The following is a 23,008-nucleotide window of genomic DNA, read 5'->3' on the forward strand; positions in this document are numbered from 1 at the left end:
AAGGACCTTCGCCATGCGCCAAGCGCAATCGCTGCATTTCTCCACCCATGACGGTGTCGAGTTGCATTACCGCTACTGGCCCGCCACCCGCAACGAATACCAGCCGCGCCGGGCCGTTGTGATGTTCCATCGCGGCCACGAGCACGGCGGGCGCATGGCCCACCTGGCCGACGAACTGGACATGCCCGGCTACGATTTCTTTGCCTGGGACGCCCGGGGCCATGGTCAGTCGCCAGGCGCTCGCGGCGACAGCCCAGGCTTTGCCACCAGCGTGCGGGACGTGCAGACCTTCATCGAGCATATCCGCGACAGCCACGGCATCGCCGAGGCTGACATGGTAGTGCTGGCCCAGAGCGTGGGCGCCGTGCTGGTGGCCACCTGGGCCCATGACTACGCGCCGAAGGTGCGTTGCCTGGTGCTGGCCTCGCCGGCCTTCAAGGTCAAGCTCTACGTGCCGTTCGCTCGCCCGGGCCTGAAACTGCTCAAGGCGCTGCGCGGCAACTTCTTCGTCAACAGCTACGTCAAGCCACGTTTGCTGACCCACGACCCGGAACGGGTCATGTCCTACCTGGCCGACCCACTGATCAGCCGGCCGATCTCGGTGACCATGTTGCTGGGGCTGTATGAAGCGGCCGACCGGGTGGTGGCCGATGCCCAGGCGATCCAGCTGCCGACCCAGCTGCTGGTGTCCGGCGCGGACCTTGTCGTCGAACGCACACCCCAGGAGCGCTTCTTCGAACGCCTAGGCAGTGCGCGCAAGGAAATGCACGTTCTCCCGGGCTTTTTCCACGACACCCTCGGCGAGCGCGACCGGGCCCATGCCCTGGCACGGATCCAGCGCTTTGTCGCCCACTGCTTCGACGCGCCCTCAGCCCTGCCTTCCCTACTCGACGCCGACAAGAGCGGTGCCAGTTGCGCCGAAGCCGAAAGCCTGGCCGCGCCCCTGCCGCGCAATTCACCGCGCGAACTCTACTGGCGCGCCACCCGCGCCGGGTTGCGCCTGGGCAAGGGCTTCTCGGAAGGAGTGAAGCTGGGCTTCGATACCGGCTTCGACTCCGGCAGCACCCTGGACTACGTGTACCGCAACCAGCCCACCGGCAAAGGCAAGCTGGGCGAGCTGATCGACCAGAACTACCTCAACGCCATCGGCTGGCGCGGCATCCGCCAACGCAAGCTGCATGTGGAGGAACTGCTGCGTGAGGCCATCCGGCGCCTGCGTGAGCAGCAGCGTCCGGTGCACATCGTCGACATCGCGGCAGGCCACGGTCGCTACATCCTCGAAGCCCTGCAGGAACAGATGCCCGACTCGATCCTGCTGCGCGACTACAGCGAGCTGAACGTCCAGCAAGGCAGCGCACTGATCGATGAGAAAGGCCTGAGCGAGGTCGCCCGCTTCATCCAGGGCGATGCCTTCGACCGTCAGAGCCTGGCCAGCCTCGACCCGCACCCGACCTTGGCGGTGGTGTCGGGCCTCTACGAGCTGTTCGCCAGCAATGACCTGGTGGGCAACTCCTTGGCGGGCCTGGCCGATGCTGTCCAGCCTGGAGGTTACCTGGTGTACACCGGCCAACCCTGGCACCCGCAACTGGAGATGATCGCCCGCGCCCTGACCAGCCACCGCGATGGCCAGGCCTGGGTAATGCGGCGGCGCAGCCAGGCGGAGATGGACCAGTTGGTGGAAGCGGCAGGCTTTCGCAAGATCACCCAGCGCATCGATGAGTGGGGCATCTTCAGTGTCAGCCTGGCGCAACGGGTGGATTGATGACGCGCGAACCCGGGTTGATCCGCCGAGGCGTGCTCTGGCTGTTGCTGCTGGGGCCGTTCTTCTTTCTCAGCTACGGCCTGGTCAACAGCCACACCGCCTCACGCGACGACGTCGGCAGCCTGGTCTTCGGCTGGGAGGAGCAAACGCCTCTTTGGCCGTGGACGATCGTGCCCTACTGGTCCATTGATCTGCTCTACGGGCTGTCCTTCCTGCTGCCGACCAGCCGACGGGAGATGGACCGTCATGCCCTGGCGCTGCTGACAGCGCAGGTGATCAGCGTCAGCTGCTTCTTGCTCTGGCCGTTGCGTTTCACCTTCGAGCGCCCGGCGCTGGACGGCGTGTTCGGCTGGTTGTTCGATGTGCTGATGGGCTTCGACAAGCCCTTCAACCAGGCCCCCTCGCTGCATATCGCGCTGCTGGTGATCATCTGGACGATGTTCGCCCGGCATATCCATCGCCAGCCCTGGCGTTGGCTCATGCAGGGGTGGATGGCGCTGATCGGGGTGTCGGTGCTGACCACCTGGCAGCATCATTTCATCGACCTGCCCACCGGGGCGCTGGCGGGGCTGGTGTGCATCTGGCTGTGGCCACGGGAGGGCGATATGCCGCTGCAGGCGGCACGCCTGACCCGTGACCCTCGACGCTGGCGGCTTGCGCTGTACTACGGGGTCGGGGCGTTGTTGTGCGCGACGTTGGCGCTGCACTTGGCGGGTAGCTGGCTATGGCTGTCGTGGCCGGCGGTTTCGCTGCTGATGGTGGCGCTGAACTATGCCGTGTTCGGAGCCGGCGGTTTCCAGAAAGGCGCGGATGGGCGGTTGTCCAATGCCGCCAGCTGGTTGCTGGCGCCGTACCTGTTGGGCGCCTGGCTCAACTCGCGGATCTGGACGCGCAAACGGCCACAGGCCGATGAGGTGTGCGATGGGGTATTTCTGGGGCGTATTCCTGGGCTCGTCGCGGCCTCGTCGTTCAATGCCGTGGTGGACCTGACGGCTGAACTGCCGTGCTTTGCCTGTGCCGACGCATTCGCGGGTAAACCCGCTCCCACAGGGACCGCGGCGCACGCGGAAAATGCCTTGAGCCCTCACACCACCCCTATGGTTCTGAAAGACACCGCGGCTAGCCATTACACTGCCCCGGTGGGAGCGGGTTTACCCGCGAATGGGCCGGGCCAGACCATGCAGATGCCCGCACATTACATCTGCCTGCCCACCCTGGACCTGATCGTCCCCGATGCCAACCTGCTCAAGCAGGCCGCCGAGGCCATCGAGCGCCTGCGCCAGCAAGGCCCGGTGCTGGTTTGCTGCGCCCTGGGCTATTCCCGCAGCGCCAGCGCGGTGGCCGCCTGGTTGGTACACAGCGGCCGTTGCACCAGCGTCACCCAGGCCGAAGCGCTGATCCGCAAAGCCCGCCCTACTGTCGTGTTGCACCCCGGCCATCGCAGGGTGCTCCAACAGTTGGAGGCTCAGCCATGAACCTGTATCTGGTGGCCTGCCTGCTGGGCCGTGGCCGACAGCTCGAACGCCTGTCCGATGGCATCACGCTGCTGGCCCTGGCCTACGGTCTGGCACCCTTGGTGACACACCTGCCCCCGCTGGCCAGTGCGGTCTGCGCGGTATTGCTGGGGCTGGGGCTGCTGCACAAGTACTGGGCGATCCGCGTGGCCCTGGACGCCGCGCTGTTCGCCCGGCTCGCCACCAGCGCCGACCTCGCAATCGATACCCAGGCCCTGGATCGCGCCCTCTTCGACTTGAGCCTCAAGCCCCACGCCCACGACGCACGTGACTGGCCCGCCCGCAGCCAAGGCGCACTGAGCCTGCTGCGACGCCAAGCACTGTGCCTGGCCGCGCAAGTCTTGCTGGCCCTGACTACCCTGCTGATACTCCCTTTCACCGGATAAGCACCGCGCCATGTTCGCCGCCCTGACCGCTTTTGCCATCACCTCTGCCGCACGCCTGATCACTGGTGCCCGCGCCCTCTGGCTCGGTTGCACACCGCACCCCAGGCAACGTCTGTATTTTGCCAACCACAGCAGCCACGGCGACTTCGTGCTGCTCTGGGCCTCGCTGCCCGAACCCTTGCGCCGCCATACACGCCCTGTGGCGGGGGCAGATTATTGGGCCAAGCCTGGCATTCGGGACTTTCTGATCCGCAAGGTGTTCGACGCCGTGCTGATCGACCGCCAGCGCGGCGAGGGGCAAGACAATCCGCTGCAACCGGTGCTCGACGCGCTGGGCCAGGGCGACTCGCTGATCTTCTTCCCCGAAGGCACCCGCAACCTCAGCGACGAGCCACTGCTGCCGTTCAAGAGTGGCCTGTTCCACCTGGCCTCGGCCCACCCAGATATCGAGCTGGTGCCGGTGTGGATCGCCAACCTCAACCGCGTCATGCCTAAAGGTCGCGCCCTGCCTTTGCCACTGCTGTGCACCCTGAGCTTCGGCGAACCCCTGCACCTGCTGCCCGACGAGCGCAAGCAGGCCTTTCTCGAGCGGGCCAGCCAGGCCTTGCTGAACCTGGCCCCGAAGGATGCCTGAGATGGACGACAACACCCTTTCCCTGTTCGCCGGCATCGGCGCCCTGCTGCTGCTCGCCAGCGTGATCGGCCGCCTGCTCAAATGGCGCGCCGGCCCCGCGCCACATGCGGTGATCGACAACCTCAACGCACGCATCAACGCCTGGTGGGCGATGGTGCTGGTGATCGGCATCGCGTTCGTGTTCGGCAAGTACGGGGTGATCGTGCTGTTCTACTTCGTCTCGTTCTACGCCCTGCGTGAGTTCATGACCCTCACGCCCACCCGGCGCAGCGACTACCCGGCGCTGGTGGCAGCGTTCTACGTGGCGCTGCCGGTGCAGTACTTGCTGATCGCCATGGACTGGTACGGCTTGTTCAGCATCTTCATCCCGGTGTACCTGTTCCTGTTTCTGCCGATCCTGGCGAGTTTCGGTGGCGATACCACCCGCTTTCTCGAGCGCGCCTCCAAGGTGCAATGGGGGTTGATGATCGCGGTGTACTGCCTGTCCTCGGTGCCGGCGCTGATGACCTTGGACATCCCCGGCTACGAAGGCCGCAACCTGCTGCTGATCGCCTGGCTGATCCTGGTGGTGCAGATCAGCGACGTGTTGCAGTACGTGTGCGGCAAGCTGTTCGGCAAGCGTAAAGTGGCGCCCAACCTATCGCCTTCCAAGACCGTCGAAGGGCTGGCCGGCGGCGTGGCCCTGGCCACACTGGTGGGCGCCTTGCTGTGCTGGATCACCCCCTTCAGCTTCTGGCAGGCGGCGCTGATGGCGCTGATGGTCAACGCCATGGGGTTCTTTGGCGGGCTGGTGATGTCGGCGATCAAGCGCGACCGCGGCGTGAAGGACTGGGGGCATATGATCGAAGGCCACGGCGGCATGCTCGACCGCATGGACTCGGTGTGCTTCGCAGCGCCAGTGTTCTTCCACTTCGTGCGGTACTGGTGGGCGTAGGGCCATACCCCCCGGGGGTATCCATCAAGGCGGTTCAACGGGCCATCGCAGGCTTCGGCAGCTCCCCCCATCGAGGGTGCTGCCGAAGCCTGCGATGGGCCGCAGCGCGGCTCCACACCGCTACTTGAGGTAAGAGCGCAACAACGAGGCGACCTTGTCGGCCTCCTCCTGGCGCTGTTCGGCGCTCAGGTCATCGGCCACCAGATGCTCGCGGATATGCCCTTCCATCACTTCGGCCATCAACCCGTTCACCGCACCACGCACAGCGGCGATCTGCTGCAGGATCGCCAGGCAGTCCTTGTCCTGCTCCAGCGCGCTCTCCAGGGCTGCGGCCTGGCCCTTGATCTTGCGCACGCGGGTCAGCAGCTGCTTCTTGCTCTTGATGGTATGTGCCATACAGTTCCGCACCACTCTAGGTATACTGGGGTATAGTATGTTTCGCCTATCTACCGGAGCATGATAAACCATGGCGGCGCCAACCTCAGACAAGTGGCTGCACAGCCATCAGTTCCATACCAGCAACCTCGGCGCCGAGCGCAAGACACGCCTGGCCGTCTGGCTCACGGCAGTGATGATGGTGGCGGAGATCGCCGGCGGCTGGTACTTCAACTCCATGGCACTACTAGCAGACGGCTGGCACATGAGCTCCCATGCCCTGGCCCTTGGGCTGTCGCTGCTGGCCTATGCTGCCGCACGGCGCTTCGCCCGGGACCGGCGCTTCGCCTTCGGCACCTGGAAGATCGAGATCCTCGGCGGCTACTCCAGTGCCCTGCTCCTGCTAGGTGTGGCGGGGCTCATGGCCTTCCAGTCCATCGAGCGGCTACTGGCACCGGGGCCGATCCACTATGACCAGGCCATCACCCTCGCCGTCCTGGGCCTTGGCGTGAACCTCACCTGTGCCTGGCTGCTGCGCGACGATCATCACCATGGCCATCATCATGAGCACGACCATCACCACCACCACGACCTCAACCTGCGCTCGGCCTACCTGCACGTGATGGCCGACGCCGCGACCTCGGTACTGGCGATCATCGCCCTGCTGGCTGGCAAGTTCTGGGGCGCCGCCTGGCTCGACCCGGTGATGGGGCTGCTGGGAGCGGTGCTGGTGGCGGTATGGGCCAAAGGCCTGCTGCGAGACACCGGGCGAGTGCTGCTGGACGCCGAGATGGACGCGCCCGTGGTCGAGGAGATTCGCGACGTCGTGGCCCAACTGCCGGTGCCGGCCACCCTCACCGACCTGCATGTGTGGCGCGTCGGCAAGGACCAGTACGCCTGCATCCTAAGCCTGGCAGCGGCAGGCAACCTGAGCGCCGATACCGTGCGCCAGGCATTGGCCATCCATGAGGAATTGGCGCACATCACGGTCGAGGTCAACGCGATGGCCAACGCCTGAGGGTGATTGCTATGGTGTGCCTTCAGGAGGCACACCATGACCGATCCACAACTGCTCGCCACCTAGGGTCTGTATGAAAGTCGTGAGACTAAGGTCAGGCAAGGCGAAAGCAGCCGAGGAACGGTCGGATTCGCACTCGACATTACGGGTTGTAAATGAGCATTCCGACGCTGTTTTCAACGCAGCCTCACCGAGTATCACGGCTTTTCGTTCAGAGCCTAATAATGCCCCTATAGCGCATCCAGACACCTGGACGTCGAGCCCAGGCAACTCCAGCGCCAGCACAGGCCCTATGGTGACGTGTCATTCAGCCACTTACCTGGGAACCTGCCATGTCCGACTTCATCACCGTCCTGCGCGAAACCTGCCCGACTCCGGCCCTGAACGCCACCCCGTGGAAGCGCATCGGCGGCAACCCGCAGACTGTCAACCTGAACGCCTACCTCTCTGCCGATGGCAGCAAGATCATGGGCACCTGGATCTGCACCCCCGGCAAGTTCGAGATCAACTATGAGAAGTGGGAGTTCTGCCACTTCCTCGAAGGCTACGTGATCATCACCCCGGAAGGTGAAGAGCCCAAGCACCTCAAGGCAGGCGACGTGTTCATCATCGAACCCGGCCTGAAAGGCACCTGGGAAGTGGTCGAGACCGTGCGCAAGTACTTCGTCTTCGCCTGATGCCAAAGCCCTTTCACAGAGCCCTCCATAACGCAGGCAGCTGAGCACGACTCGACCCTGTGGGGTTTACCCGCGAATGCAGTGCTACAGCCACTACAGTGTTCGCGGGTGAACCCGCTCCTACAGGACGCTCGAAAAATCGAGCACGAAAAAAATCGCGGGGCAGGTGCCCTTCCCTCTGGTGCGCAGTTACAGAGGGAAGGTCGCCTGACCCGCGATAAATTCACCTCGCTCGTCAATCCTTCTTGCGATAGCTCTCGACGATCGCCGAAAAATCCTTTCCGCCTTCGCCGCGCAGGCTCATGGCCTGGTACAGCTGCTGCGCCACGGCGCCGAGGATCACGGGCTGGTGCGCCAGACGCGCAGCCTCGGTGGCCAGTCCCAGGTCCTTGAGCATCAGCTCGGCGCCAAAGCCGCCGGTGTAGCCACGCGAAGCCGGGGCGGTCTCGATGATGCCCGGCCAGGGGTTGTAGGTATCCGAACTCCAGCAACGCCCGGTGGAGCTGTTGATGATGCCGGCCAGGACCTTGGTGTCGATGCCCAGCGCATTGCCCAGGGCCATGGCTTCGGACACACCGACCATCGAGATACCCAGCAGCAAGTTGTTGCAGATCTTGGCGATCTGTCCGGTCCCCACCTCACCGCAGTGCACGATGTTGCGCCCCATCTGCTCCAGCACAGGCTTGAGCGTGGCGAACAGCTCGGCGCTGGCACCAACCATGAAGGTCAGGGTGCCCGCCGCCGCACCACCGGTACCGCCGGACACTGGCGCATCGCCCATGTCCACGCCCTTGGCTGCCGCGGCCTTGGACACTTCACGGGCGGTCTGCGGGTCGATGGTGCTGCAGTCCACGGTCGGCGTACCCGGTCGAACGCCTGCCAGGACGCCATCGTCGTTCAGGTAGACACTGCGCACATGGGCCGCCGCCGGCAGCATGGTGATCACCAGGTCGCTGCTGGCCGCCGCTTCCTTGGGCGAAGCGCTGACCTGCCCGCCCAACTCGGCGAGCTCGGCCAGCACAGTCTTGTTCAGGTCGAACAGGTTCAACTGATGCCCGGCCTTGATCAGGTTGCGGGCCATGGGCGCGCCCATATTGCCCAGGCCGATGAATGCAATACGCATGATGAACTCCTTAGCGCAGGCTGATGGTGGTGTTCACACCGTCATTGACGCTGTCATCGTCGAACCAGCGGGCGGTGACAGTCTTGGTCTGAGTGTAGAACTGCACCACTTGCTTGCCGTACGGGCCCAGGTCGCCCAGCTTGGAACCGCGCGAACCGGTGAAGCTGAAGAACGGCACCGGCACCGGAATCGGAATGTTGATGCCGACCTGGCCGATATCGATCTCGCTCTGGAACTTGCGCGCCGCCGCACCGCTCTGGGTGAACAGGCCTGTGCCGTTGCCGAACGGGTTGGCGTTGACCAGGGCGATGGCCTCATCAAGGGTGTCGACTTCCAGGGTCACCAGCACCGGGCCGAAGATTTCCTGGGTATAGATCTGCATGTCAGTGCGTACCCCAGAGAACAGGGTTGGGCCGACAAAGTTGCCCTGCTCATAGCCCGGCACCTTGACGTCACGACCGTCCAGTTCGAGCTTGGCGCCTTCCTTGATGCCACTTTCGATCAGGCCCAACACACGCTCCTTGGCGCGCTTGGAAACCACCGGGCCAACGTCGGTGCCCGGTTCGCACCCAGCATTGACCTTGAGCTTGCTGGCGGCGTCCTTGATGTCTGGCAGCCATTCGCGGGCCTTGCCCACCAACACCGCCACCGAGGTGGCCATGCAGCGCTGGCCGGCCGCGCCGAAGGCGGCACCGACCAGGGCATTGATGGTCTGGGTGCGGTTGGCGTCAGGCAGCACCACGGCATGGTTCTTGGCGCCCATCATCGATTGCACGCGCTTGCCGTGCTGGCTGCCCAGGTTGTAGACGTGGGTACCGACTTCGGTGGAGCCGACGAAGGAAATCGCCTTGATGTCCTTGTGGGTGCAGATCGCATCCACCACTTGCTTGCCGCCATGCACCACGTTCAGCACGCCAGCCGGTACACCGGCTTCCAGCGCCAGCTCCACCAGCATCATGGTCGACAGCGGATCCTGTTCGGACGGCTTGAGCACGAAGGTGTTGCCGCAGACGATGGCCATGGGGAACATCCACAGCGGGATCATTGCCGGGAAGTTGAACGGGGTGATGCCAGCGCAGACGCCGATCGGTTGGCGCAGGGTGTAGGTGTCCACACCACCTGCGACGTTCTCGGCGAACTCGCCCATCTGCAGGGTGCCGATCGAGGCCGCGTGCTCGACCACCTCCAGGCCGCGGAAAATGTCGCCTTCGGCATCGGCGAGGGTCTTGCCCTGCTCGGCACTGAGGGTCTGGGCGATGCGTTTGGTGTGTTCGCGGATCAGCGCCTGCAACTTGAGCATGATGCGCATGCGGGCACCGATGGGGGTTTCGCGCCAGCTGACGAAGGCTCGCTGGGCCGCAGCCACGGCGGCGTCGACTTCCTCTACGGTGGCAAACGGCACCCGCGCCAGCACCTGCTGGGTGGCCGGGTTGACGATGTCGCGCCACTCGGTGGTCTTGGACTCGACCCATTGGCCGTCGATCAGCAGCTTGACCTGCTCGACCTTGGCCTGGTCGGGGGTATGGGGTGCGTTCATCTGCGCTCTCCTTGGAATTATTGTCGGAACGAGATCGCCAGCGCGCCGAGGCGGGGTGGCGCCGTGGGGCTTTTTTCGAGTATAGATGTGCAAACATCCAACAAGAACGCACAAAAAAACCGGATCATCATGCAAAAAGACCTCACCTCCCTGAGTTCACTGAACTGGGACGACTTGAAGTTCTTTCTTGAAGTGGCGCGCACCCGCAAGGCCAGCAGCGCGGCCAAGCGCCTGGCCGTGGACTACACCACGGTGTCGCGGCGCATCAGCTCGCTGGAAGGAGCGTTGGGTACGTTGCTGTTCGAAAAGTCGCGGACCAACGGTTTTGTCCTCACCTCCGAGGGGCAACGCCTGCTGGGCTATGCCGAATCGATCGAAAGCACGCTGCACATGGCCTGCGAGCAGGTCTCCGGCTCAGGGGTAGCACTGTCGGGCCATGTGCGCATGGGCTGCACCGAGGGCTTCGGCAGCTTCTTCGTCACGCCGCAACTGAGCCACTTCGTCGACGCCTACCCGGCGATCTCGGTGGACATCCTGCCCCTGCCACACTTCATCAGCCTATCCAAGCGCGAAGCCGACATCGTCATCGCTCTGGAGCGCCCCGAACATGGGCCCTACGTGTGCTGCAAGCTGTGCGATTACCGTTTGCGGCTGTACGCGACCCAGGAGTACCTGGACAACCACCCGCCCATCCGTCAGGCCACCGACCTGACCCAGCATCGGTTCATCAGCTATGTGGATGACCTGGCGTTCAGCTCCGAGCTTTTGTACCTGGCCAACCTGATCCCCAACGCCAATGCCCATCTGCGCAGCACTAGCGTGATCGCCCAGTACACCGCAGCCTTGCAGGGACGCGGATTGGCGATCCTGCCGTGCTTCCTGGCGGCGCAAGATGCGCGGTTGATCAACCTGTTGCCGGAAGAGGTGGAGATCACCCGGCAGTTCTGGATGTACTGCCGGGAGGACCTGCGCAAGTTGAAGCGCATCACCCTGTTGTGGGACTACATTCGCGATGTGACCGAGGCGAACGCGCCGTTGCTGATGGGCAACAGCCGCGAGATGAAGTTCGCGTGATGCCGGATGGGCGCTCTGCGCCCAGTCTCAGGAGGCTGCACTTGGCTCAGTAGGACGCCACCACGATCGACACGCGGCGGTTCTCGGTTCGCCCGCTGGCAGTACGGTTGTCCGCCACCGGCTGGCTGCTGCCCAGGCCAACGGTGCGGATATTCTGCGGCTGCATGCCGATACCGATCAGCGCCCGGGCAACGCTCTGCGCACGACGCTCGGACAGCTGCTGGTTGTAGGCCTCCTTGCCCGAGGCATCGGCATGGCCGTCGACGCGCACCCGCTGGATATCCACCGACAGCAAGGCTTTGCCGATGCGCTCGACGATCGCCCGGCTCTGGCTGTTCAGGCTGTCCAGGTCGCTGCCAAACAGCACCTTGCCGGAAAGGTCGAACGCCCAACCTTCGTCAACAGGCGTGAAGCCTTCGCGCTTGAGCACGGCGATCTGCTCTTCACTCAAGCCTTTGGGAACACTCTGGCAACCGCCGAACGCCAGCAACGTCAACAATGCCAATACCAGCGCGGGAAAACGCAATGCAAAGACACGGTGAATCACGGTTCAGCTCCTGTTATCAACGTCAGTGGCGGAACGCTCCGTCTGCGCCACTTGCCAATGGCCACGGCGCATGCGCTTGGCCTGATACATCGCCCCATCGGCGGCATTGAGCAGCCCGGCCGGGTCCAGGCCGTCGTCGGGGAAGTAGGCGATGCCCACGCTCAACGAGGTGGTGATGCTGTTGCCGGCGTCCAGCTGGATCGGCAACTGCATGCTGGCGATGATCTTTTCAGCGATGCGCTCGGCGTCGTCCCGCGACTGCAAGGGCGTCAACAGCACCGCGAATTCATCTCCGCCCAGGCGCGCCACCAGGTCATGCTCGCGCAACTGCGCGCGAATCCGACTGGCCACGCTGATCAGCACTTCATCGCCTGCCGAATGGCCCAGGCTGTCATTGATCTGCTTGAAATGGTCGCTGTCGAGGAACAACAGTGCCAGCCGCTCCTGCTGGCGGACGGCATTGCGCACACTGCGGCTCAGACGCCCTTCGAAGAACGCACGATTGGGCAGGCCGGTAAGGCTGTCATGGGTGGCCTGGTGCGCCAGGTTCTCGTTCTCGCTGCGCAGGTGGCTGTCCCAGGCCTCCAGTTCGTCGAGCAATGCATTGAAGTCGTTGCCCAGCTCGTTGAGCTCGGCGATCTGCGTTTCGGGCACACGCCGGTCGAAGGTGCGCTCGCGGCGAGCGGCGTGGGCGACACTGGCCAGGTTGCGCAACGGGCGAATGATGTCGCCGAACAGCCGACGTGACAGATAAAGGGCCACCACTGCACTGAGCAGCGTGCAGAAGACGATCCCCGCCAGACCACTGAACAAGAAGCGCAACAGATTGCCGCCCTGTCCGGACACTTCGATGTGCCCGACTTTTTGTTGCTGATGCATCACTGGCAGCGTGATCGGCTCCTCCAGCAGTGCGCTGGCCACCTCCGCCTCCAACTGGGCGAACATGCCATCGTCGTCACGGTGCCAATGCGCCAACTGCTCCCCTTCGTCATTGAACACCTTGGCATCGGCCACCTCTTCGGTGGCGGCGATCAACGCCAGAGCCTCCTTGGCGGCAGGGGCATCGTTGAACACCACGGCCGCTTCGACGGTGTAGTTGATCGACCGGGCAATCAGGTGCAGGTTGTGATTGGCATAGACGCGCAAGGCAAGCACGCCGAGCAGGGTCAGGGACACGCCCGCCAATCCCACCGCCAGCAAGGCCAGCCCAAGGTGGCCACGGCCGAGCACCGAACGCAAGGTCGGGCGCACGCCTGGCTTGATGAGCCTTATCATGGCTGCACCGCCCGTCGGCGAGACAACTGCAACACACTGGGATGGATGCGCACACCGCTGCGGGCGACCGAGTCCAGGTTTACGTCAAAGGCCACCTGCTCATCGCCGACCCGCAGGCAAAACAGGCTGCCCACCGTACACGGGTCGTCCGCCTCGCTGATGCTGAGCACCGGATGGCCGCTGACCGATTGGAACAATCGCTCCCGTTCACCTTGATCGAGCTTGCCGATATAGAGGGCGTCGCAGGCGGTGGCGACACGCTGGTCATTGGCCAGCAAACGCCGCACCTGCAAGGGTTGGCCGGAGTTCTGCACATTACCCTTGATCAGGTCATCGGCGTATTCGGTCGGCCCTACCAGGCACAGGCGCAACGGCACCGGCTCCACCGGCCAGCGCGCATAGCTGAGGATGCCCAGCACGACTTGGGTCACAGCCTTGGCCCGCTGTTGGACTTGGGCCGCGCTCGCAGGTGTGTCCGCCCATGCAGGGCCTGCGAACAGCAACCAGGCGGCCATCAACAGCGCAAGCGCACGGCCCATCACGCGTCCCTGAGGCGAGACAGCCACCATTTAGGAAATCCCACAAAGTCCCTTCAGAATTGGCGCAACGATAGCACAAGGCCTGCCGCCCAGAAATGTGCGCTACGTCACACTTGCTCGAGCATCAATCCGGAGATCCGCCGCACCTTGCGCGCCACCGCTTCCTCGAAAATGCCCGCACGTGGCTCGATCAGGCTGAAGCAATGCTTGGCGCGGGTGATACCGGTATAGACCAACTCTTTGGTGAGCACCGGGTTGAGTGCATCCGGCAGCACCAGGGCAGTGTGGCTGAACTCCGAGCCCTGGGATTTGTGCACGGTCATGGCGAACACCGTTTCCACATCGTTGAGTCGGCTGGGCAGCACGAAACGTACCCCGCCGCTGCCGTCGTTACGCGGGAAGGCCACGCGCAACACCGGCTCACCCAGATCGTCCGGTAGGCGCAAGGCAATACCAATGTCGCCGTTCATCAGGCCCAGGCCATAGTCGTTGCGCGTGACCAGCACCGGACGCCCCTCATACCAGGGTTGCTGGTTGTCGATCAGCCCGGCGTTGCCAAGTACCCGAGCCACACGTTCGTTCAGGCCGGCCACGCCCCAAGGGCCCTTGCGCACCGCGCAGAGCAACTGGAAGTGCTCGAAACTGTGCAGCACCTTGCTGGCCCACTGCTCCCAGCGCACGTCGTCGACGGGTGTGCCAGGAGGCGGACGATGGCGGCCAATGGCGCGCAGGTAGCTGCGGTAACCCTGGGGCCCTTCCTCGTCTCGGCCCAGTCCATCCAACAGCAAGCGATCGAAAGCCCGATCCTGTTCTCCGCGCAGGGTCAGGCCGAACACATCGCTCGGCGGCAGCGTCAGCAGATCACGTGCTTGCTGCGCCTGCTGTCGGTTGACCAAACGTGCCAGCTGGCCGATACCGCTGCCTTCGCCGAAGCGGCGGGAATAGCGCAACATCACCACCTGTTGGGCCAGCGGATTGCGCTGCGCATCTCCTGAGGTGAGGCCACTGCCCTCCAGCGACTGGCCGCCGACCTGCTCCAGCCAGGCCTGGGTAGCCGGGGAATAGCAGCCCTCCTCGGCATCGCGGCACAGATCCCCCAGCACCGCGCCAGCCTCGACCGAGGCCAACTGGTCCTTGTCTCCCAGCAGTACCAGACGTGCCTTGGGCGGCAAGGCATCGAGCAAGTTGGCCATCATTTCCAGATCGATCATCGAGGCTTCATCGATCACCAACACGTCCAACGGCAACGGGTTGCCCGCGTGGTGACGGAAGTGCCGCGACCCCGGTCGACTGCCCAGCAGACGGTGAACGGTGCTGACCTCGGTAGGGATCTGCGCGCGCACCTCGCCGCTGACCTTCAGGCGCTCTACCTGCTGGCCGATCGACTCGGTCAGTCGCGCGGCGGCCTTGCCGGTAGGCGCCGCCAGGCGAATGCGCAAAGGCCGCCCTCTCTCCACGGCCGGTGCCTGCAGCAACGCCAGCAAACGCACCACAGTGGTCGTCTTCCCGGTTCCAGGGCCTCCGGTAATGATGCTGAAGGCCGCGCGCGTGGCGAGCGCGCAGGCTAGTTTCTGCCAGTCCACCTGCCCTGCCGGGGCGCCGCCTTCGAACAAATGTTCGAGACGTGCGGGCAGGTCCGCTGGCATGGCTTCGCTCTGGATCAGGCGCTGGCGCAAGGCATCGTCGATGCGCCGCTCGTAGCTCCAATAACGGCGCAGGTAGAGGCGCTGACCGCTGAGCACCAGCGGGCGGGCGCCTTGCCCAGGACGATTGCCGGTGGCCACCAGAGGGCTGGCGGCGATGCGTTGTAGCCAAGTGTCCAGGGTCAAGCTGGTGAGCAGTTGCGAGGGCAACAGCAAGGGCCCGGCCAGGGCGTCGCCCTCCGGCGGCAGGGACAAGGCGAAATCCGGCTCGGCGAGGGTCTGCCCCAGGTCGAGGCAGACATGGCCGTGGCCCAATTGATGACTGGCCAGTGCCGCTGCCAGCAGCAACAAGGTGTCGCTGCCGGGTACGCGCTCTTCGAGGAAATTCACGAAGGCACGGTCCAGTGCCCGCAGCCAACCTCGCTCGACCCAGCGATCGAGCAGCACCAACAGGTCACGGCTCTCGCGCAGCGGCGCCAGGGCCGTCAACTGTTCGGCATTTACAGGGGTGGGAAGGAGGTCATTGAGGCATCGACTCATGGCGCGACTCCGGCAAACAGGTCTTGCTGTTCGGGCTCGTGGGCACCGCGGAACAACGCATCGAGTGCCTCGATCAGCGCCCGCGGCGGCTTGGCGAAGTACAGGCCGTGACCGGCGCTATCGATGCCACGCAGGAAGATAAACACAGCACCGCCCACATGACGGTCGTAATCGTAGTCAGGTAGCCGAGCCCGTAACTGGCGATGCAGGGCCAGCAGGTACAGCACGTATTGCAGATCGTAGCGATGCTCCAGGATCGCCTGCTCCATGGCCAGGCCGGTGTAGGCCTGGATGTCCGGGCCAAGCCAGTTGGACTTGTAGTCCGCCACGTAATAACGACCGTCCAGCTCGAACGCCAGGTCGATGAAGCCCTTGAACATACCGTTGAGCACAGTGGGCAGGGCCGCAGGACGCGCCGCACCACCATGGGTATGGCGCGCTACCAGATGGTCCAGGCGCACGGCATCCACTTGGTGGCTGGCGAACCAGAACTCCATCTCGATCTGGTAGTGACGCAGCTCGGCGAGGACCAGGTTCGGGCCCTCGGCGTGCAACGGCATCGTTTGGTTCAGCAATTGCCCCAACCACTGCTCCAAGGTAGGAATCCAGCCGGTCCAGTCCCGGCGGTTGCAACGCTCCCCCACCGTGCGCTTGATCAACTCCGGCTTACCGCTGACCTCGCCGAAGCCCTCCCGGCCCGCCCATTCCAGCAGGCCGTGGAGGAAGGTGCCGGGGTTCGGCCCGCGGGGGAAGCGATGGATATCACCGCCCTGCGCGGGCACGTCACGCAACGCCTGGGGATCGATAACTTCGTCGTCCAGCAGTTGCTGGGCCTGGGAACTGTCGGCACCCAAGGTCTGATCACCGACTCTCAGGGCACTGTAGGAGGCGATCCACCACTGCTCGGCGGCGGCTCGTCGCGGCTTACGTGCCGGCAGCAGTTCGCGCTCGTCACGAGGGGGCCGGTAGCGCTGGGCGTCGGCTTCGGGCAGCCCGGTGCAGGTGATGTCCGCACAGGCCCCTTGCAGCACCGAAAGCCAGTCACCAAGCTCGCGGGAGGCTGCCAGAGGCGAGCCACCGCCTAGCAGATAACCCAAGGCAGAGCGGTGCAGTTGTGAGGTTTTCTGGCTGCCGCGCTTAAGGTCGGCGACACCCAGCCAGCAAGCATGTTGTGCCCGGGTCAGGGCCACATAGAGCAGGCGCAGGTCCTCGGCCAGGCGTTCATCATCGGCGCGGGCAATCTGCGCCTCGTCGGGTGTCAGGGTCAGGTGGGCCTGGCCTTGGCTGTCATGCCACGTCAGCGGTAGACGCTGGCCATCCACCGGTTTGCTGGTGCAGATGAACGGAAGGTAGACCAAGGGGTATTCGAGCCCCTTGGATTTGTGGATGGTCACTACCTTGACCAGTTGCTCGTCGCTCTCAAGGCGCAGGATCTGCTCTTCGCCGGCATGCCCGGCATTGGCCAGGTGTTCGGCCAGGTGGCGAATCAAGGCCTGCTCGCCATCCAGCTCACCCGCCGCCTGCTGCAGCAGCTCGGCCAGGTGCAGCAAGTTGGTCAGCACCCGTTCGCCATCGCTGCGAGCAATGAGCATGCGCGGCAGCTGGAAGTCATGCAGCAGGCGGCGAAGCATGGGCAATACGCCCTGGCGCTGCCAAATGTCGCGGTACCGACGAAAACGCATGACCCAACCTTCCCAGACGCGCTCGTCCTGGTTCAGGCGCTCCAGTTCGGTGAGCGGCAGGTCGAGAGTCAGGCTGGCCAGGGCGCCCTTGAGCAAACGCTCGGAATCCGGTTCGGCACAGGCCTTGAGCCACACCAGCAGATCATGGGCTTCCTGGGCGGCAAAGACCGAATCCTTGTCCGACAGGTAGACGCTGCGCACATCGCGGGCCGCGAGCTCGGCGCGAATCATCTGAGCCTCCCGGCCATCGCGCACGAGGATGGCGATGTCCGACGGCAAGCAGGGGCGCAGCGAGCCCTGTCCATCGACGAGTCCGGTCACGCCTTGCTGGCCGCCATTGAGCAGGCCGACAATCTGGCTGGCACAACTGGCCGCGAGCTGCTGACGATAGAGTGTGCTGGAGACGGGCTCCTCGCTTTGCAGTTGCCAGCATTGCAGCGCCGCAGCGGGCTGCCCATCGATCACCAGTTGCTCCCCGCGCCCCTTGGCACGAACCTCGACGAAGGGCAAAGGGTTGTCCTGGCCTTCGCGGAACAGGAAGGCGCCACGCCCCTGGCTGCGCGCTTCGGCCTGAAGAAACACGCAATTGACCGCCGCCACCATCGCTTGGCTGGAGCGGTAATTGGTGTCCAGGCTATGCAGTCGCCCAGCGGTGGCGCGGCGGGCGGCCAGGTAGGTGAAGATGTCGGCGCCACGGAAGGCGTAGATCGCCTGCTTGGGGTCGCCGATCATAAATAACCCGGTTTCTCTAACGTTCTCGCTGATCCGGTAGATGCGCTCGAAGATGCCATATTGCACCGGGTCCGTATCTTGGAACTCATCGATCAGCGCTACCGGGAACTGCTCGCGAATCAAGCCGGCCAGGCGTTCGCCAGACTCGCTGGCCAGTGCGTGCTCCAGGCGTAAGAGCATGTCGTCAAAACCCATCTCGGCACGCTTGCGCTTCTCCGCTTCAAAGCGCGCCGACACCCAGGTGGCGGCATGTTCCAGTAGCCGTGCATCGGGGCTGGCCAGGCCCTGCAATTGCTCGCGCAGGCTCTGCATGGCATGCAAGGCAGGATGGTCAGGCGGCTCACCGGACTTCCAGGCTTCAGCCATGCCCGCAGGCGTCAGCCGGGTGAAACCGGTCCCCAGGTCCAGTTCCAAGACCTGATCGTCACCGGCCCATGCTCGCAGCTTGTCGAACCAAGGCTCGAAGAAGCGAGCCTGCAGCTTGCGGCCATCCGCCAGCTTGCCGACCACAGCCTGCTGGCAAATCTGATGCAGCTCATCGGCCCATCGCCCCCAGGGTGCCTTGAGCTGGCACAGCTGCGCGGCACGTTCGTGCAGGGCCTGCTCGATCAACGCTTGTGGCTGCGCATCATCCACCTCGCCGCGCACCCGGCCAAACAACGGACGGATACGGGGCAGCAACGCGTCGGGGCTGCCCCACTGGCTGCGAACCCACGCCAAGGCTTCGCCTTGCATGCCGTAGCAGAAGCGCCGCCAGTAATCGCGCATGACCTGGCCCAGCAGCTCGCTATGGTCGGTCTCCAGGCTCTGGGTGAACAGGCTGCCACTGTCGAAGGCATGCTCGCGCAACATGCGCTGGCACCAGCCGTGGATGGTCGACACCGCGGCTTCGTCCATCCACTGAACGGCGACCTCGAGGCGACTGGCGCAACGCGGCCAATGCTCGGCAGGGTAGTCGTCGCGCAGCATCTGTAGCAGCGGATCGGCCTCGGCCAACTCGCCTCGGAAGAACCGTGCCGCTTCAGCCAGGCGAGCGCGGATCCGTTCGCGCAGCTCTTTGGTGGCAGCGTCGGTGAAGGTCACCACCAGGATCTGTGGCGGCAGCAGCTCACGGTCAAAGCCCTGCTCGCCGCCATGGCCCAGAATCAGGCGCAGGTACAACGCCGAGATAGTGAAGGTCTTGCCGGTACCTGCACTGGCCTCAATCAGTTGGCTGCCATGCAACGGAAAGCTCAGTGCCAAGGGGCGGGCCTGGATCATGCGGCATTCTCCGGGGAGCCCAGGGTCTGCCAGGGCGCTGCGAACAAGGGGCGGTACAAGGTCTCGCACCAGCCTTCGAAGGTTTCGTCCGCGCAGAGCGCAGCGAAGTCAGGGAACTGCCGGGCCAAGGCAAGGCTCTCGCCGCACTCGCCGGTGGTGTTCTGACCATCACCCTCATAGGCACGGCCCGCAGCGGCGAGGGCTTTTTCCGGGTCACTCTGGGCCAGCCAGGCGAAGGCGGTCTTGGCAGCCACGGGCAGCGGCGCATTCATCGCCGCCTGGCGCGCCACGAGCAGATCGCCCAGAAGTTGCGCGGCTTGGGCCTGGGGCAATGGGTCGAGCAACAAGGTCAGGTCGCTGGCGACCATGGCGCTGTGCAACGGGTAGCCGGCGGCGCAGGCCGCCAGATGTACAACCCAGGCCGGGATCAGTCGATGCCACTTTCGGCTGTTGCGCCCGGCGCTCAGGGTGTTGGGCACGGTGGTAATGCTCAGCAGGCTCTGGTCCTGCGCCTGATATACCCGTCCCAGCCATCCCTCTAGGCGCTGCGCCGTATGCTCAAAATGAATCGGCAGCGCTCCATCGACCACGGTTGGCCAACGTTGCAGCAAAAGGCGATGGCGTTGCAGCAGGTCAGGCAGGGGCTGAATCAACTCGGACTGGAGGATTTCGCCAAATCCGGCCAGAGGCAGCAGGCCACAGGCCTGCAGGCGGCGAGCTTGACTCAGCAGCGCCTGATCGGCGTTGTCAGGGTCGGCTAGAGCGGCACCGAGCAGACTTTCGCTCAGACCGTAGCGCTGCAAGGCATCGAGCACGAAGGGTTCTTCATCCGGAGTTGGCGTTTCCAAGGCTTCGAAGAACACTTTCAGACGCTGACTGAAAAAATGCCGCACAGGATGACGCAGGAAATCCTGCAACTGAACCAGGCTCAGTGCTTCCTCGGCCGTGTAGGGCGGCAGCGCATCATCGCGGGTACCAGGAGACGCGTCGAGCTCGTGCAATACCTGCCACTCATGGGCATAGCTGAACAGCGCGCTGCCTTTCTGGAAATAACGCTGGCTGAAGGGTTGAAGCGGATGTTCCTGGGTCAGGGCATGCAGCAACTGCTCGCCAGCGTTTTCTCGCTGGCCCTCCTTGGCACCTGCCAGGCACCAACCCGCAGCCAGGTGGTCGCGCAATTGACCGATCAGCACTGAGGCGGGGCGGTCACTGTTGTCACGAATGCTGCGCCCGACCCAACTGATGTAGAGCTGATCACGCGCCGAGAGCAGGGCCTCGAGCAACAGGTAACGGTCATCCTCACGGCGGGAGCGATCACCCGGGCGGTAGTCGCTGGCCATCAGGTCGAAGTCCAGCGGTGGCTGGGCCCGTGGATAGTCGCCATCATTCATACCCAGCAGGCACACCACCCGGAAGGGGATCGCGCGCATGGGCATTAGCGTGCAGAAGTTCACCGAACCCGCCAGGAAGCGTTGGGACAATTTGCCCTGGTCCAGGCCCGACAACCAGGCCTCGCGAACCACCGTCAACGGCAGTGCGTCCTGCAGACCGACCGCTTCGCACGTGGCCAACCAAGTGTCACGCAGATCCTGCAGTTGCATCAGCAGGAACTCGTCGTGCTCATCCTCAGCGAGGAAAAACACGCGCAGCAGCGCTTGTAGACGCTCACCCCATTCACCCGCATTGGCCGGCTGCGACAAGGCTTGGCATGCCACATCGAGCGCATCGAGCAGGGCCACCAGCGGGCCGATCAACGCGGCATCGAGCCCCCCGATTTCATCATAGGGCTCGATATCATCGAAGCCCTCCCCGACACCGACTGCATACCCCAGCAGCATGCGTCGCAGGCCAAACCGCCAGCTGTTCTGCTCCAGGCCCCCGGGCAGACCCAGGGTCGCGCGTTGCTCGGCGTTCAGCCCCCAGCGAATGCCCGCGCCCTCGATCCAGCGATGCAAGGTCGGCAGGTCGCTTTCTTGGATGGCAAAGCGCGCACGCACAGCCGGAACATCCAGCAGGTCGAGGACTTCGCTGACGGCAAAACGGCTCTCCGGCAGCTTGAGCAGGTGCTCCAAGGCAATCAGCAGCGGTTCACGACCACGCTGGCCCTGGTCGGTGAGGGTGAAGGGAATGTAGCGAGGGTCGTTGCGCTCCAATTGGCCGAAAACCGCACGGATGTGCGGTGCGTAATCGTCGATCGCCGGCAGCATGACGATGATGTCACGCGGGCGCAGCGTGGGGTCAGCGCTGAAGCGGGCCAGCAATTGGTCATGGAGGATCTCCACTTCGCGCTGCGGACTGTGGGCCACATGGAAACGTACGGAGCGGTCCTTGTTGGGATCGACCGGAGCCCATTGCTCACGGGTTTCCGCCAGTGGGCGCAAGTCCAGGATGTCGTCCTGCAGTTGGCGAAGCAGACTGTTTGGCTCTGCCTCTTGGAACAGGTCGATGCGGCCGTCGCTGAACACGCCGCGGTAGCTGCCAGGGTCATCATAACTGTCGAGCAGGTTGATGTAGTCACGGCCCTGCTTGCCCCAGGCAGCCAGCAATGGGTGGGCATGCTGGTGCAGGCTTTCATCATCCAACTGCAAGGGCGTGCCTTGCTTACGCTGTTGGCGCTTGTACTGGTGACGCAGCAGGTCCTTGTCAGCGACGATATCAGCCCAATGGTGGCGACAAGGGTTATGCACGCACAGCAACACTTGACTGAAGCGAGCAAGACCCGCCAGCGCCTCCAGTGCCTGGGCGGGCAAGGACGAAATGCCGAAGACGATCACTCGTTTCGGTAAACCCGCAGGCGCCTGATCCAGGCTGTTGATACGCTCGATGAAACGCTGGTGCACACCGGCGCGACTCTGCGCCATGCCCGCCTCGCCAACATCCTCAAGCAAGGCTCGCCAAAGCTCCGCCTGCCAACGATTACCTGCGGCCAATGGCTTGCGCTCGCCCCGGGCGCTGTTGAGAACATGCTCACCCAATGCCCAATCCTTGAGCCAGTCAGCGCGATAGACCTGGTACTGGTCGAATAGGTCAGCCAAGCGCTCGGCCAATTGGTAACGCTTGCGCAGATCGCTGTCGTCGGTGAGAAAGCGGCGCAGGGGTTCGAAATGAGGGCGCTCGATCAGCTCAGGAAGTAGGCGCATCAACCGCCAGGTAAGGGGCGCTTTGTCCAGTAACGAAACCTCGGGAATCTCATCGCGCCCAAGAACGCGACGATACAACTGCCACATGAAACTGCCCGGCAATTGCACATCGATGGCGGCCGCGATACCACATCCGCCTTGATCGTCCTTTAATGGGTCTTCGGCCAGGGCCAACTTGAGCCATTGGGCGATGCCGTTGCTCTGGACCAGAGCGATCTCGTTCTCCAGCGGCGCCAAGGGGTACCGACGCATCACGCCCACTACCAGATTGCGCAGGTCATCCAGACGGTTGCCTTGAACGATCATGAAACCTGGATGCAAGGAGGATGTATCGGTCATTGAGCGTCTCTGCTGGGGGAGGTTCTGGTAGGGAACCATATCACAGGGCTACGCATCGCCCGAGGTGTCGCAGGCCCCGTATCGCTGTAGGAAGCGCCCCTCTGGGAAGTACCGATTGGGAACTGCCAATACAGAATGCAGAAAAGACAAAACCCCTACCTGCTCGCGCAGATAGGGGTTTTGCGAAATGAATCTTGACGATGACCTACTCTCACATGGGGAAGCCCCACACTACCATCGGCGATGCATCGTTTCACTGCTGAGTTCGGGATGGGAT

General features: G+C 64.0%; 17 protein-coding genes and 1 rRNA gene. 8 read left to right on the forward strand and 10 right to left on the reverse strand.

From position 1 onward, the window contains the following. The first annotated feature begins 13 nt into the window (after nt 1-13). From ACNFCH_RS06530 to ACNFCH_RS06550, 5 genes are read left to right on the forward strand one after another with little or no spacing between them, the layout of a single operon-like run. Nucleotides 14-1,762 carry a bifunctional alpha/beta hydrolase/class I SAM-dependent methyltransferase gene (locus tag ACNFCH_RS06530; RefSeq protein WP_337159539.1) on the forward strand — a complete coding sequence of 583 codons (1,749 nt, stop codon included), beginning with the start codon at nt 14-16 and terminating at the stop codon, nt 1,760-1,762. Then, complete coding sequence (locus tag ACNFCH_RS06535) at nt 1,762-3,237, forward strand: phosphatase PAP2/dual specificity phosphatase family protein (RefSeq protein ID WP_416742456.1); 1,476 nt, start codon at nt 1,762-1,764, stop codon at nt 3,235-3,237. Before ACNFCH_RS06530 ends, ACNFCH_RS06535 begins: the two co-directional genes overlap by 1 nt. Next, nucleotides 3,234-3,662, forward strand: a complete 429-nt coding sequence (locus tag ACNFCH_RS06540; protein WP_416742457.1) for a hypothetical protein — start codon at nt 3,234-3,236, stop codon at nt 3,660-3,662. The genes ACNFCH_RS06535 and ACNFCH_RS06540 overlap by 4 nt, the downstream gene beginning before the upstream one ends. A gap of 10 nt (nt 3,663-3,672) precedes the next feature. Further along, nucleotides 3,673-4,296 (forward strand): lysophospholipid acyltransferase family protein, encoded by a 624-nt coding sequence (locus tag ACNFCH_RS06545; RefSeq protein ID WP_416742458.1) that lies wholly within the window; start codon nt 3,673-3,675, stop codon nt 4,294-4,296. Between the two features lies 1 nt (nt 4,297). After that, the gene (locus tag ACNFCH_RS06550; protein ID WP_337159535.1) at nt 4,298-5,230 is read left to right on the forward strand and encodes a phosphatidate cytidylyltransferase; all 933 of its coding nucleotides are present in this window, start codon (nt 4,298-4,300) and stop codon (nt 5,228-5,230) included. A 120-nt stretch (nt 5,231-5,350) separates the two neighbouring features. Here ACNFCH_RS06550 and ACNFCH_RS06555 read toward each other — a convergent pair whose 3' ends face one another. Then, nucleotides 5,351-5,626, reverse strand: coding sequence for a metal/formaldehyde-sensitive transcriptional repressor (locus ACNFCH_RS06555; RefSeq protein WP_043208377.1), 276 nt, complete (start codon nt 5,624-5,626; stop codon nt 5,351-5,353). 70 nt (nt 5,627-5,696) lie between these two features. On the opposite strand from ACNFCH_RS06555, the gene dmeF reads away from it, so the two are divergent. Together dmeF and ACNFCH_RS06565 are read left to right on the forward strand one after the other, a co-directional pair. Beyond that, entirely contained in the window at nt 5,697-6,623 is a 927-nt protein-coding gene (dmeF, locus tag ACNFCH_RS06560; protein WP_416742459.1) for a CDF family Co(II)/Ni(II) efflux transporter DmeF, read from the forward strand. Nucleotides 6,624-6,955: 332 nt separating this feature from the next. Beyond that, a complete protein-coding gene (locus ACNFCH_RS06565) occupies nt 6,956-7,300 on the forward strand; it encodes a cupin domain-containing protein (protein ID WP_043215260.1) in 345 nt (114 codons plus the stop codon). Nucleotides 7,301-7,535: 235 nt separating this feature from the next. On the opposite strand, the gene mmsB is transcribed toward ACNFCH_RS06565, so the two are convergent. Both mmsB and ACNFCH_RS06575 read right to left on the reverse strand, forming a co-directional pair. Further along, nucleotides 7,536-8,423 (reverse strand): 3-hydroxyisobutyrate dehydrogenase, encoded by an 888-nt coding sequence (mmsB, locus tag ACNFCH_RS06570; protein WP_337159533.1) that lies wholly within the window; start codon nt 8,421-8,423, stop codon nt 7,536-7,538. A gap of 10 nt (nt 8,424-8,433) precedes the next feature. Next, nucleotides 8,434-9,960 (reverse strand): CoA-acylating methylmalonate-semialdehyde dehydrogenase, encoded by a 1,527-nt coding sequence (locus tag ACNFCH_RS06575; protein WP_337159532.1) that lies wholly within the window; start codon nt 9,958-9,960, stop codon nt 8,434-8,436. A gap of 129 nt (nt 9,961-10,089) precedes the next feature. Here ACNFCH_RS06575 and ACNFCH_RS06580 point away from each other — a divergent pair, with 129 nt between their 5' ends. Continuing rightward, complete coding sequence (locus ACNFCH_RS06580; protein ID WP_070092810.1) at nt 10,090-11,034, forward strand: LysR family transcriptional regulator; 945 nt, start codon at nt 10,090-10,092, stop codon at nt 11,032-11,034. Nucleotides 11,035-11,080: 46 nt separating this feature from the next. On the opposite strand, the gene ACNFCH_RS06585 is transcribed toward ACNFCH_RS06580, so the two are convergent. From ACNFCH_RS06585 to rrf, 7 genes are all read right to left on the reverse strand, one after another. Continuing rightward, entirely contained in the window at nt 11,081-11,581 is a 501-nt protein-coding gene (locus tag ACNFCH_RS06585; RefSeq protein WP_416742460.1) for an OmpA family protein, read from the reverse strand. 3 nt (nt 11,582-11,584) lie between these two features. Beyond that, entirely contained in the window at nt 11,585-12,856 is a 1,272-nt protein-coding gene (locus ACNFCH_RS06590; protein WP_416742461.1) for a diguanylate cyclase domain-containing protein, read from the reverse strand. Next, the gene (locus tag ACNFCH_RS06595) at nt 12,853-13,395 is read right to left on the reverse strand and encodes a YfiR family protein (protein ID WP_416742462.1); all 543 of its coding nucleotides are present in this window, start codon (nt 13,393-13,395) and stop codon (nt 12,853-12,855) included. The genes ACNFCH_RS06590 and ACNFCH_RS06595 overlap by 4 nt, the downstream gene beginning before the upstream one ends. A 107-nt stretch (nt 13,396-13,502) precedes the next feature. Then, nucleotides 13,503-15,578 carry an exodeoxyribonuclease V subunit alpha gene (recD, locus tag ACNFCH_RS06600; protein WP_416742463.1) on the reverse strand — a complete coding sequence of 692 codons (2,076 nt, stop codon included), beginning with the start codon at nt 15,576-15,578 and terminating at the stop codon, nt 13,503-13,505. Further along, complete coding sequence (recB, locus tag ACNFCH_RS06605; protein ID WP_337159528.1) at nt 15,575-19,252, reverse strand: exodeoxyribonuclease V subunit beta; 3,678 nt, start codon at nt 19,250-19,252, stop codon at nt 15,575-15,577. Before recB ends, recD begins: the two co-directional genes overlap by 4 nt. Next, nucleotides 19,249-22,731: an exodeoxyribonuclease V subunit gamma gene (gene recC / locus ACNFCH_RS06610; RefSeq protein WP_416742464.1), complete on the reverse strand. Its 3,483-nt coding sequence runs from the start codon at nt 22,729-22,731 to the stop codon at nt 19,249-19,251. Before recC ends, recB begins: the two co-directional genes overlap by 4 nt. Before the next feature lie 192 nt (nt 22,732-22,923). Beyond that, a 5S ribosomal RNA gene (rrf, locus tag ACNFCH_RS06615) occupies nt 22,924-23,008 on the reverse strand; the annotation flags it as partial.

The sequence above is a fragment of the Pseudomonas sp. NY15354 genome (genome assembly GCF_048068075.1).
In the GTDB taxonomy this organism is placed as follows: Bacteria; Pseudomonadota; Gammaproteobacteria; order Pseudomonadales; family Pseudomonadaceae; genus Aquipseudomonas; species Aquipseudomonas guariconensis_C.